11 protein-coding genes are annotated in these 12,547 nt (G+C 45.9%); 7 read left to right on the top strand and 4 right to left on the bottom strand.

What is annotated here, in order from left to right; translation table 11 throughout:
- On the top strand, positions 1–2,382 hold the full coding sequence (locus AABK39_RS19800; protein ID WP_338395040.1) for an ABC transporter permease: 2,382 nt from the start codon (positions 1–3) through the stop codon (positions 2,380–2,382).
- A gap of 14 nt (positions 2,383–2,396) precedes the next feature.
- Here AABK39_RS19800 and AABK39_RS19795 read toward each other — a convergent pair whose 3' ends face one another.
- Together AABK39_RS19795 and AABK39_RS19790 are read right to left on the bottom strand one after the other, a co-directional pair.
- Complete coding sequence (locus tag AABK39_RS19795; protein WP_338395039.1) at positions 2,397–3,008, bottom strand: methyltransferase family protein; 612 nt, start codon at positions 3,006–3,008, stop codon at positions 2,397–2,399.
- A 2-nt stretch (positions 3,009–3,010) separates the two neighbouring features.
- Positions 3,011–3,301 (bottom strand): hypothetical protein, encoded by a 291-nt coding sequence (locus AABK39_RS19790; RefSeq protein ID WP_338395038.1) that lies wholly within the window; start codon positions 3,299–3,301, stop codon positions 3,011–3,013.
- A 508-nt stretch (positions 3,302–3,809) separates the two neighbouring features.
- Here AABK39_RS19790 and AABK39_RS19785 point away from each other — a divergent pair.
- A complete protein-coding gene (locus tag AABK39_RS19785; RefSeq protein WP_338392371.1) occupies positions 3,810–4,115 on the top strand; it encodes a transposase in 306 nt (101 codons plus the stop codon).
- A gap of 2 nt (positions 4,116–4,117) precedes the next feature.
- On the top strand, positions 4,118–5,044 hold the full coding sequence (locus AABK39_RS19780; protein ID WP_338392370.1) for an IS3 family transposase: 927 nt from the start codon (positions 4,118–4,120) through the stop codon (positions 5,042–5,044).
- A 117-nt stretch (positions 5,045–5,161) separates the two neighbouring features.
- Here AABK39_RS19780 and AABK39_RS19775 read toward each other — a convergent pair whose 3' ends face one another.
- Entirely contained in the window at positions 5,162–6,451 is a 1,290-nt protein-coding gene (locus AABK39_RS19775) for a hypothetical protein (protein WP_338395037.1), read from the bottom strand.
- A 306-nt stretch (positions 6,452–6,757) separates the two neighbouring features.
- Between AABK39_RS19775 and AABK39_RS19770 the strand changes: the two genes are divergently transcribed.
- Positions 6,758–7,186 (top strand): hypothetical protein, encoded by a 429-nt coding sequence (locus tag AABK39_RS19770; protein WP_338395036.1) that lies wholly within the window; start codon positions 6,758–6,760, stop codon positions 7,184–7,186.
- 63 nt (positions 7,187–7,249) lie between these two features.
- Here AABK39_RS19770 and AABK39_RS19765 read toward each other — a convergent pair whose 3' ends face one another.
- Positions 7,250–9,031 (bottom strand): hypothetical protein, encoded by a 1,782-nt coding sequence (locus AABK39_RS19765; RefSeq protein ID WP_338395035.1) that lies wholly within the window; start codon positions 9,029–9,031, stop codon positions 7,250–7,252.
- Positions 9,032–9,210: 179 nt separating this feature from the next.
- Between AABK39_RS19765 and AABK39_RS19760 the strand changes: the two genes are divergently transcribed.
- The 3 genes from AABK39_RS19760 (at position 9,211) to AABK39_RS19750 (ending at position 12,398) form a co-directional block, all read left to right on the top strand.
- The gene (locus tag AABK39_RS19760) at positions 9,211–9,849 is read left to right on the top strand and encodes a helix-turn-helix domain-containing protein (protein ID WP_338395034.1); all 639 of its coding nucleotides are present in this window, start codon (positions 9,211–9,213) and stop codon (positions 9,847–9,849) included.
- A gap of 745 nt (positions 9,850–10,594) precedes the next feature.
- Positions 10,595–11,137 (top strand): RNA polymerase sigma-70 factor, encoded by a 543-nt coding sequence (locus AABK39_RS19755; RefSeq protein ID WP_338395033.1) that lies wholly within the window; start codon positions 10,595–10,597, stop codon positions 11,135–11,137.
- 109 nt (positions 11,138–11,246) lie between these two features.
- Positions 11,247–12,398, top strand: a complete 1,152-nt coding sequence (locus AABK39_RS19750; RefSeq protein ID WP_338395032.1) for a FecR family protein — start codon at positions 11,247–11,249, stop codon at positions 12,396–12,398.
- The last annotated feature ends 149 nt before the right edge of the window (positions 12,399–12,547 follow it).

The raw sequence follows: 12,547 nt of genomic DNA, 5'->3' as shown, positions 1-12,547 counted from the left end.
ATGCTTTTCTATTATCTAAAAATATCGATACGCCGACTTTTGCGCGACAAGGTCTACGCTACGGTGAATATTCTGGGTTTGGCGCTGGCTCTGATGTCCAGTCTCCTGCTGTTTAAATTCGCGTATTCCGAATGGCAAACGGATAAATGGCATTCTGATACGGATAACGTTTACCGCTTTTTGTCGGAAGACAAGAGGGGGAATCTGAGCACGGGAGTGCAGTTTCATTTCTTGGATGTTTTACGAAAGCGTGTCCCGGAGATTGAGAACAGTGTACGGGTTAAGAGATTATGGAATATGACGATAGTGCTCGACTCTGCCAGGATTAGTTGGTCTGGGCGCGCTTTCGCTACAGAACGCTCGCTTTTTGAGATGTTCGATTACTCTTTGGTACTCGGAGATATAGGGGACTTCGCACCTGGAAGCAAAAAGATTGTATTGTCGGAGAAACTTGCCAAACGCTTCTTTGGTGATGAAAACCCGGTAGGAAAACCGTTTGACTTTGAATGTCCTTCGGAAGATAATACGGGGGCGTATACGGTAGTGGCGGTGATGCGGAATGCTCCGGAATGGTCCAGCTTAAAGCCGGACCTACTGAAAACGATTGATCAGGAAGATGAATCCTTCGCTTATTTTTATAATGCATATGAAACTTTGGTTAAACTTCCTGAGCTGGCGGATCGGAAACGTTTTGTCGATGAGGCTGTAAAAGCTTCATGGTCATATCGTGGGAAAGAATACAAGGCGTTTAAAAATGACAAGGCCATTCTTCAGCCTTTTTCGAATATATATCTTCACAGTAAAGGTGTAAGAAGTATCCGAAGCACGGGGTCGCTTTTTTATACAAGAGGAACGGCTGTCGTAGCCATTCTGATACTTTTTATCGCCCTATACAATTTTAACGTAATAAACGGGGCCTTGGAAATAAAGACCAATGTTTCGACTGGCGTTAGGAGATGTTTGGGCGAAACGAAATGGATGGAGTACGCATATAACGCTATTGATACGGGAGTACAGCTGTTTGTCGCATCGCTTTTGATGTTATTGGTGATGCCATGGGCATATCCGTTTATCAACGGAATTTTGAATTTGTTCCAAGTCGAAACCTTTCAGTTCGACCCATTTCTGTGGCGGGTATTCTTCTTTGTGTTTGTAATCAGTTGGTTCTGGCTGTTCTCAAGTACAGTTTTTCGTTGGCATAGATTACGGAATGTTTTCAAAGCTTTTTCAATGCAAGTCCGTACGGTTCTTCAGTTGGTCGTGATATTGACGTTGCTGATCTCTACCGCTTTTTTTGTCAAGCAGTTACGTTTTATTCGCAATTCGTCAGGATTTAATGCCGACAGATTATATACTATATCATTTCCGAACCCTATAGGTAATAGAGTCAATGGTATTTGGGACGAGGTGTTTTTTCGGAATAAGTTTATGGAAAGCGGGTATGCTGACGCATGCGCATTAGGAACGATCTTGCCAAAGTCCAGAGGAAGAAAATTACAGCAGTTCCAAGCCGTAGGAAATCCGGAGCGGAAGGTCCAAAAAATAATTAGTATAAATGGAGATGAGCACTATCTGGATTTATACAATATAAAACTGGTAGAGGGAAGGGGGCTGGACAGGAAGCGTTTTCTGTATCCGGGAAAGATAAAATCCCAAGACTATATTCCTGAGGTTCTGGTCAACGAAACCTTTGTGAGATTGATGGGACTGAAAGAGCCCATTGGAGAAATAATACAAAACGTAAAATCGAAAACCGAGAAAAAAAGGATAGTTGGCGTTGTAAAAGATTTTCATGTACAGTCGTTTTTCCATACGATTAAGCCATTGATGATCTTTCACGAGAAAGGAAATTGGGCATTAATAAAGGCCAAGCCCGGCAAAGGAAAAGAGCTTTTGACCTTTGCCGAGTCACTGCATCAACGTTATAACCCTGATGAAACTCAATCCTTCTTGGGCTCGGCTGAGCCTGCGAACAAGTATTATTTGAAGGAAATACGCTTCGAAAAGATCCTACTACTCTTCACAGCCTTAGGCTTTTTTATAGTCTGCCTAGGCCTATTCGGCGTAAGCTACTTCACCGCCGAAACCCGCACCAAAGAAATAGGAATCCGAAAAGCCAACGGGGCCACCACTTTCGAAATCCTCAGACTTCTAAATAGCTCGACACTAAAACAAGTGGCCATAGCGTTTGTAATCGCAGTTCCGATAGCCTATTACGCCATGGGCCGTTGGCTGGAAAACTTCGCCTACAAAACCGAAATGAGCTGGTGGGTCTTCGTTGGAGCCGGATTGTTGTCGGGCTTGGTGGCCTTGGGCACGGTAAGTTGGCAAAGCTGGCGCGCGGCGAGTCGGGAACCGGTGGAAGCTTTGCGTTACGAATAAACGCTATTATCCAGTCACCAAACCCGAGGTAACAAGCGCCATTTTACGTTGGTTTTGTACAAAAGGTATTCGTATTGGCTGGATAATAGTTTTTCCTCTTCTTTGATCCGGAACATTAACGCCGGGATCAATAAGGCAAAAGGAATGGCCGATAATAATGTCTCTTTGGCGGAAATTAAGCAGGCCAGACTCATAACAATTTCGCCAAGGTACGACGGGTGTCTCATAAACTGGTAGGGCCCTTTGCTGACTATACCCCTAAGGCCGGGAAGTACGGAAAAGCTTTTGCCCAGACTAAGGAAAGAAGCGACGGTAAACAGTCCGGCGACAATAAAAACGGTTTGAGAATAAAAAGTCCATAAATACATAGGCTTGGCCATTCGGAAAAGCAGACCACCGCAAAAAAGTGAAGGCAGAGCGATTAGGGCCGAAGTTGTTTTGGGTGTGGCTTGGAGCGGTTGTCTGAAAATAATCAAAAAACCCACCGCCAAGTTAAGTAGGCTTACGCACCATCTTGCGGGCGGTATCGCCGGGTCTTCCCAATGCGAATACAAACCGGCACCAGCCCAATACAATAGGCTGGCGCCGATAAGGAAGTTTAAGGCTTTCTCTTTCTTTTTTCGCATACCTAGTATACCCAGAAAGGCCAATCGAAGGCCGCGCTCATGACATTAAGTATCACCAAGATGAGAATCCAGATCAGAAACTTCGGTATACCGCCACCTTCCGACGAAGAGGTATCTCCAACCTCTACATGACTGGCCACCGACTTTATCACAGCGTCTATAACCTCTTCCGGAATTCCTTTTTCCTTAAGGTCATTTTTGATTTCGTAATTCAGTTTGCCCGCACGCCTTTGTTCCGCAACGTAAACGTAAAGCTGTTTCAGCAACTCTTCTTCTTTAGTATTGTCCTCCATAGGCCAGATAAAAATTAAAATTGATATTTATGAGTGGATAAAGGGTGTAAATGAATATTACAGAAACCTATTCGTTAAAAATGTATTATCCCATTCTGAAAAAGGCTAAGCACCTAAAAGCTCTTCCTAAATAACGCAATCCCCACAAAATACATCTTAAACTTGTCTCCAGTATCTGAATAAACTTAATAGACAGCCAGTTATATCTGAGCTAAACCGTCAAGATTCGTCAATTGGAAAATAATAATACTCGGTGATATCATAATTCTAAAATGAACGGGCCAATAATAAACAATATATTTATGTTCATAAAGGTAATCATGAATAATAATAAAATATCTAGGATCAGCCTTTAATCTTTTCCAAAAAGAACAAACGAAACTTTGGCTTATACGATAAATCGATTGATGTGAAAAAATAGTTAGGCGCCGAACCAAACATAGTATGGGTATAATACCCCTGAATTTTCGGACCAGTGTCTTAGTTTAAAAATCACTAAATTATGGGCATGAAAACGAGAACGACACGCAGAAAATTCAGCGCCAAATTCAAGGCGGAAGTAGCGATCGAAGCACTGAAGGAAAGAGAAACCACCCAAGAACTCTGCAGACGGTACGATCTTCACGCCACCCAGATTTCACAATGGAAAAATGAGTTTCTGCAGCGCTCGTCCAGCGTTTTTGAGGGTGGCAAAGATAGAAAAGAACACGAGAAAACGGAGAAGGCGACAGACCAACTGTACAGTAAAATAGGAAAGCTTGAGATGGAAAACGACTTCCTAAAAAAAAGCTTAAAGAAGTTGGGGCGTCTATAGATTTGCGTCTCCTTGTCGACCCCGGGGATAAGCTGAGCATTCGCCGTCAGTGCGACTGTCTGGAGCTTTACCGTTCGTCATACTACTACAGCCCAAAGGGGGAAAACGCGGAAAACTTGGAGTTGATGCGCCTTATGGACCGGCACATGATCGACGAACCCACGGCGGGAGTTTTGCGCATGAGATCAGCCTTGCGTGACCAAGGATTCAACCCTTCCTATGAAAGGGTTAGGCGCTTGATGCGCAAAGCGAATCTCTACCCTATTTACCCGAAAAAGAATCTGAGCAAGCCCGGAGAGGCAAAATACGTTTACCCGTATCTGCTTAAGGAAAAGAAAGTTGTCAGGAAAAACCAGGTCTGGTCGATAGACATCACTTATATAGCCATGGCTAGCGGTTTCATGTATATGACGGCGATTATCGACGTCTACAGCAGGTACATAGTGGGTTGGGGTTTGAGCAATACGCTTGAGGCCGCGGCGTCTTTAAAAGTGGTGCGTGAGGCCGTTGAGATTCACGGTAAACCGGAAATACTCAACAGTGACCAAGGTTCCCAGTTCACTTGCGGGGAATACGTGAACTATCTCAAGAAAGAGGGAATAAACATCAGTATGGACGCCAAAGGCCGAGCCTTGGACAACATTTACATCGAACGCTTTTGGAGAACGCTAAAAAGGGACCATATTTACCTGAATCCGGCCGACAACGGTTTAAAGTTGTATTTGGGGATAGAGAAATGGTTGCGACGCTACCACAACAGGGATCACCAAGGAATCGAGAACCTGAAGCCGGAAAATGTTTTTAGCGGAGCGTCAAAAGCGAAAGCCACCGCGTATGCCCATGCAAATATTGATAAGTCCAAGAAAAAACAGAATGTGAAAGGACTTATCAACATTCACACGGGCTCGACGATAGCGACAACCGTTTAAAATTTACTTAAAAATCGACTTTACTGGTCCTAAGAATCGAGGGTACTATAAAGCAAGTCATGCTCCGTTTCTATATATTCTAGTCATCAGCTATGTAATACTAATGAGACAAGTCTTTTAATCCTCAGGTTGATGCTTCTCATTCAGATGAATAATAGTCCGAAAGATTTCTACGGCCATTGCGCGCAGGTCTTCGGTATTGTCCGTAAACTGTAAGCGCCTTAACTCAAGGATCGGCATGGCGCGCCCACCGGCTTCCAAGTCATCGTATTTTTGCCAACTGCCCATGGTCTGCAATTCTCGGTTGATGTTCTGGTCCGGAAAGTTACGGGAGGTTAGCAAGTCCTTGCCTGTCGCTACGCCACGTATCCATTCTTTACGCGTGAGTCCGTCGAGACGGTAGTTGTCGGCCTCTTGGTCGTTGCGTATCCCTTCCTCAAAGAATTCCTCGTCGAGCTCCAGTTCTCCTATATCCGGCAAGGAATGCTTGATCATCTCAAACAGCTTGACGAACATGTTGCCGTCGTTTTCCGAGAAATAATCCTGTTCTTCGAAAGGCAAAAGCCTGTACATCATAAAGAAATCCGTGCGGGCCATTATCGGGAAAAAGCTCTTGGGGTACTCATGGTAGTTGATCATCGGACATTCTATATAGTGGAGCATGTAGGCCAGTAGATTGAGCAACTCTTCGCTCGGAGTCCAGTCTTCGTGTATCGTAAATACGTACCTGAATTTGTCCAGTGCCCTTTCCGCCTTTTCTCTGGCTTGGGCCATTGATCTGCGTTCCCGTCTTTGTGGCTGTCCCCGTAAGCTTTTGATGCGGGTCAGCCTTTCGGCTACAGGTGTGGTAATGGGCTTTTCCGAAGATAGTCCGAACAGGTCTGTGACAGCCGTAAGCCGTAGGCCCACATTGGCTTGTGGATGAAAATCGGGTTTGGGCAAGGCGTCAATCATGGCCGTTGGCGCTTCCACGCTTCCGTGTGCGTGGTATTCGTCCAGTCGGTTAAGCGTTTCCGGATGTATTTTGGCCTCATGGTGCATCCTGTCCACTAGCTCGCCTATTTGCGCAAAGGCCTTGTTGGCCCGGTGAAGTCCGTCAAAATCTTCCTCAAAAGGAATTGTGATAAATTCGGGAACCGAATTGCCGGCAAAAGGGCAGTCCGCCGTCAGTTCGTAGTCCCGGCCTTTGAAAAGGAGGTCTTTTGTATGATGCTTGTATCTGCCTTTGGTAAACTCCCGTTCAATATGCCAAGGCATAACGGGGTGTCCCTTGGGCCGAGTCCTGTATGTCTTCCAGTTTTTCACTTCCACCTCAAAGCCCACGGCCCGTTGAATAGGCTGTCGCGTATTGGGGGAAATGCGTTTGCCCGTATCGCTTTTTCGCCGAACCTTAGGAGGGTGGAACATAGTTAAAATACAAAGTATAGTGTAAAGCGTAAATAGGCTTATTTGGTTATCCGCATGTACGCCTTGTCTTTTTTTTCGTCCGAATGGTTTGGTTTAAGTGTCAAGAGTTGCGTTAAAAAATTGAAAATGGCCTTTATTTTCTTTCCAAATTTTGGTCAAGATTCCGAATTATGATCAGAATCGTTTTGTGCTTAATTTCCCCGAGCCAAAAAAAGGTGCCAATAAAGGATGACATAGTATGCTTGGGTTTTACCGGATGAATGGCATCTGTGAAATTTTCGAAGAGTAAGGAAAAAAATTAGGATAATGGGCATTGAGAATACTTCAGGGGAAAAGAACCTCGTCTATTTTGGAATCAGTAAATCAAATAGAAAAAACTTCGATCAAGAAATTCGGATAATTGAAGACAGCCTGAAGCGTAGAAACTACGAATTGCTTGTCTTTGTAGATAAATACAATTTTGAATTGGGGCAAGAAAACGAAATGATGAGAATCGCTTTTGAGGAGATAGACCGCAGTAAAATAATGATCACCGAGTTAAGCAAAAAAGCGATTGGAGTGGGGATAGAAATCGGTTATGCCAAGGCCAAAAACATCCCTATAATTTATATCAAGAAGGAAGGGGAGAAATACTCAACCACTGCTGGGGGATGCGCCAATCACATAATAGAATATGCCGGTGCTGAGGATTTAAGAACTCAATTAGAAAAGATAATGGAACAAATGAACGTGTGAGGCTCTTTCAGGCGAAACGACAAAACCGTCTTCATAAAACAAGCTTTCGTCTGGAAATTGAGTTTAAGGTGAAGCTCCGCCAAGATTGACACCGGCGGGTTTTCCTTTGCGTTCCCTAAGGCCCGAGAGTGTCTCGACATGATCGGCCACGGAAGCCATCGCCTCCAGGTTGATGGCTTCCTTGTTTCCCGTAAGGCCGTATTTGAGCGCGAGGTCCAGCGTGTCGGCCTCAAAATGTTGGCCTAGTGCCAGCCAATCCCCGGTTTTCAGAAAAGGCATGTGAAGTAGAATACGCTTGAACAGGTCGCTGTAATATTGGAAAAACGCGATCATTTCCTCTATACGGTTATGTTTTTCATCCAATGTTTCCAGAAAAGCGAACAGTTCCGCAGGAGTCTTGTGTTTTTGCCCGAAAAGCGGTTTGGTTTCCTCGTTGTATTCGTATATGGTGTTGTCGGCCACTGTTCTGGCGGTGTTGAATAGGGGATATATCTTCGGAAGGACTTTGTTGGCCATGCCCGACAAAAGGGAAGCGCGCATGGTGGCCATGCCGTAGAATTCCAGCTTGTGCAAGTCTGAAAACACAAGGCCCAAGTATTTGAGCGCCGCCAGTCCGCCCAAGCGGAAGCATTTGAACCGGCTTTCCTCTTCGGGTTTGGGTACCAGGCCTTCCGGCAAAATCTCTGACGGACGCAAAGAATGAAGCCTGTTGGCGAAGCTCTCCTCGTTGGCTGCGCTGATGCTTTCACGGTGTTCGTACGCGGCCGGGTCTACCTGTTCCTCCTGAAAACCCATCATCTCCGCGGCCCGCTTTTCGGCCACTTTTCTGTAGCGCTCCCTTCCGCGTTCCTCCCGTTGGTGCACCGACATTATAAACGCTTTCGACTCGTTCATCTTCCTTACTATGCGGTCGGACCTGATTTTCATTTCCTCGCAATAGCGGTCGCGCAGTTCGTCCTCTTTTCTCAGAATCAGGTCATAATAAATTTTTACCTGAAGCTGTTCGCGCATGTCCAGTCCCTTAAAATCCAGCTCGTCTATAGCCCGAAAAAGATTGCCCACTTTCAGGGCCTCTTCCCATTCGCGAAGCGGGTCTATGACTTCGGCCTTTGCCTCCGGCGCTTTTTTCCTTTTCTTCTTTTTGTGTTTTCTGCCTTGCCCTCTTGCCGGGGCTGGTTGTGTTTCTTTTTTTGCGGGAAGTGTTGTCTCTTCTTCGTAAGGCTCTTTCGTAATATGCTCCTTATGAGAGGGTTCTAAAGTTACGCTTTCCAAAGCTGAGGCGGTATGTTCTACAGAAAAACGGCTCTCGTCTTCCGTTTCCGCAGGATCCATATGACTTGCCGTACCCTGTTCTGGAGCGTATGTTTCCCTGGGAATATACCCTTTGCCAGAATGATCGACAAACTCGAAAGGAAACTTGGCCTGCGCAAGCCACCGCTGTATTTGTCCGAGTATGGGATTAAGGTCGCCGTAATCGCGTTTGGCTTGGAAACGGCCGTTGCCCTTGTCATAAAAAACTATTCGCGGAGCGTCCCGGGCCGGGGAGTAGTGCGCTTGTGTGATAAGGGTCGTGGCCCACGCCGTTCGGTCGCCGGTATGTCGGAAATCGGTGTGGTCAATATCCAGCGTAAGGTGCGGATAGTCGTATGTGGCCGGCACGATAAGGGCGTGGCGCATGGAGCTGATAAAAAACCGCGCCCGCCGTTGCGAACCCTTTTCCAAACCGGCGCGCCATTCCTGTTCCGAAAATGTTTTGCGGGCCAATTGCGCCACCCGCCCGCGGCGGACACCGCCGGTATTGGAAGGCTTGCCGTAGGATTTGGTATCGGTAGTTTTTCGGAACACGGGTAGGTAGCGCAAATTCCGGGCGGGATAGTGTTTTTAACGGGATTAATATTGGGAGGTATAAGGTCTAGTTTGAATGCTATTATTCCATACCAAGTGAAAAACTTAGTGCAACCTTGTACTGGTTTTCTCCTCATCCTTTAGTCAATTACCCGATAATGGTTTTTCTTTCGGAGGTTATGGGACAATTAAACATTTACCACAGAGCACAAATATTTTTGGGTATCCGCAAGGGCAAAACCAACGCCCAAATCGCGCGGGGTATTGGCTTTCACCGCTCTACGGTAGGTCGTGAGATAGAACGCAACGGTGGCCGGGAAAACTATGACCTGTGGAAAGCGCAGTCTGCGCGTGACCGTCGGCAGGGGATGGCTGTTTTTTCCAGAATGCTTTTTGGCGGGGGAGTGTCTTTTGATTCCAAACTCCGTAAGCTTAATCTCAAATACGCCCATCTGTCGTATACGCATATTCATTGGTCCGATTATGAGCAAGACCGTTTTTTCCGAAAAACGGAGGCTTGGCGCCTAAGGCCGGAGCCTTACCGTAAGGCGAGTTACGGGGTTGGGACTCCGCAACGGCTGGCTATTCCGAATATTGAACTTTCTCAAGAGACAGGCACTGTGTGTGGTCAACAGTACTGTTTTGTCTTCGAATGCGCTGTTCTGCTTAATTACAAAAAACCAAAACGAAGAAATAACCTCAAAGCCGTGAGGTCTCAACCTTTTGGCGACTCTTACGGCAAAGCTTCGCGCGTCGCGTACACTTTTTCGACTAAACAGCCCGCCGCTTCCGGTTTTCGGTACCGTTTTCTCCGTTAAGGCACCTTTCGATTATACGGATTTCCGGTTTTCCATAAACATATTCGGAGGGATAGGGCCTGTTGCGTTTTAATAAGATCATCCGGATTTAGTTTTTTGGAATAGGATGGACGGCCTTGATGGGAAAACCGTTTTATTCGGGGAAGGGTGCTATTTCTTTTTGTTTTTCTACAGTAAAAACCTATAAGGGGTTGCCTTCTGAGTATACAGTTTGTTTCATTTTTATGACGATTTGTTTCCTTAAGGCCTTAGCCTTTTTGGCTTTAAAAGGGATTGTTGTTTTATGGAATCGATTTTAGTAGCTTGGTCGCCATAGCTTTTCCAGAATAGATTGTACCCGTTTTATCTAAGCCATTTGTGTTGAGTATTGAGGAGTGCGGTGTATAGTGGCTGTTGTCAAATGCTAAGGCTTTTATAATATGCCGTACCTAAATTGTCTTTTGGAGAATGAAATTCCGGAACCGGATACTGTCTTGTGGATACGGCTGTGAGTCTTTCTAATTGTTATGGTTTTGAATGGACTTTAGGGCGGGCTTAGTTTTCGGAAACGGAAAACGAATAAGAGGATATCTGTAAGGGGGATGTTGGTTATGCTGGAAAGGTATTAGGTGCTTTGATAAACTAAGACTTAATACCAAATACCTGATACCCCTTTAAAAATATCCATATAGCCGGTTTATGTTTTGCCGTGTTTGTAGGGCTAACCGCCTGTTTAGTTTGTGCCACTGATGTTTTTTGTTTTGATATGGTTGACGAGTCTTCTTTTTTTGAGCGGTTAAGGAAAAAGGATTATGATAGGGCTTTCGACCAGTTGTATTATGAGAGTTTCATAAGGCTCCGCCAATACGCCAGCGGAATACTTCGGTCTGAGGAGCAGGCCCAGGATGTTATCCAAAACGTTTTTTCCAGTCTTTGGGAACGCCGTTTTGATTTGGCGGGGATGGAGGGGAGCGTCGGGGCTTATCTGTATAAGTCGGTGTATTACGCTTCGCTGAACGAGCTTAAGCGCAAAGACGTTAGGCAGGTGAACGAGAAAGGGGTGTTGAGGGAGATATATAACGGCGGGGTGTTTAACGACGGGACTTTGGATTTTCGCGAGGCCGAAAGGCGCTTGGCCGACGGTGTGGCTTTATTGCCTGAAAAGTGTCGGGAGATTTTCTGTATGAGCCGTTTTTCGGGTATGCGACGCGGTGAAATAGCTGAGAGTCTCGGTGTTTCTGTACGTACCGTTGACGCCCAATTGTTTAACGCTCTTAAGAGATTGGAAAATTTTCTTCAGGAAGAATGATTTTTTATGTCGCTCACTTATAGTGATTTATGATTTGTTTTATCCATAAATATGTTTTTTATTTCTCGGCATAGGTAATCCGCAATGCTGAGTTGATGTATATGTAGAAATGGAAAGTGTTAGTGACGAAATATTGGGCTTGGCGGCCAAAAAGCTAAGGGGTGAGTTGGATAAGGAAGGTGAAACCGCTTTGGAAAGTTGGCTGAGCCAACATCCGGAAAACCGAATCCAGCTGGAAAAGGCCATTGGCGTTTGGGAAAGGTATAAGCCCGCTACGGCAAGCGCCGACAATATTCCGGCTCCGCCTTGGCGCTCCACACAGCCAAGCGGAAAATACGGACATACCGTTAGCCGGAGTAAGGGGACTGTAACGAAACGCCTGCCTATATTTCGTTATGCGGCTGTATTGTCATTGCTGGCGTTTTCCGCTTTGTTGTGGTGGCGTTTCGGAGACGAAAAGCAAAGTGCCCTAAGCGCGTTGCCCGATGCCGTGACGGTAACGATAGACAAAGGCGAGTCGGCCGAGGTATTGGCTTTGGATGATCTGACGGACAGGCACAGCCTCAGCTACGATAGCGAATCGAACGCTATCAACATAGTCAGACCGTCGTTAGATATAAAGATGATGCGGGTGGACGTTCCCCGTGGCGAAAGGGTTAGGCTAAAGCTTGCGGACGGTACTGCCGTTAACCTTAATTCCTCTTCTTCGATTCAGTTTCCCGATCGTTTTTCGAAGGGTGTACGCGAGGTGAAGCTTTTGGCCGGCGAGGCATTCTTTAATGTTACCAAAGGGAAAAACCCTTTTATAGTGCGTATGGGAGGCCTGAACGTAAAGGTGTTGGGCACCGAATTTAACGTGGCCAACTATAAGGGCGAAGACAGGGCGGTCACCCTGACGGAAGGCAAAGTGGCGCTGTATAGAAAAGACGAAAGGGAATCGGAATACTTGGAGCCGGGAATGCAGGCCCTGATCCGTAAGGATAACCCCAAGCGGATGATTATCAGGGAAGTGGATACGGATAAATATTCCTGCTGGAAAGACGATATTTTCCGTTTCGAGAACAATTCCCTGGACGAAATGGAAACCAGGCTCGAACGCTGGTTCGATGTGGAGATAGACAACAGGAACAAAGCTTTTGGCCAGCGCCGTATTTCGGGTGATTTTGATCGCGGCGACGGTATAGAGACCTTATTGGAAATACTATGTGACCGGCAAGACGTACGCTATACGATAAGGGGAAAACGGGTGAATATACTTTGATCCGCTACGCTAAGTACATCCGGTAAAATAGTTTATGTTCGTGAGAGGAATGCCTAAAGGCTTAACCTATTGGTTTGTTTGGTTTTGGCTTGTCCTCAAGCATTCTCTTTACGCTTAACTGTTTACTTAGTACTATACTGATTTTGAAT

It is taken from the genome of Fulvitalea axinellae, assembly GCF_036492835.1.
Lineage (GTDB): Bacteria > Bacteroidota > Bacteroidia > Cytophagales > Cyclobacteriaceae > Fulvitalea > Fulvitalea axinellae.
Note: the sequence above shows the minus strand (reverse complement) of the source record. Positions and strands in the feature narration are given on the sequence as shown.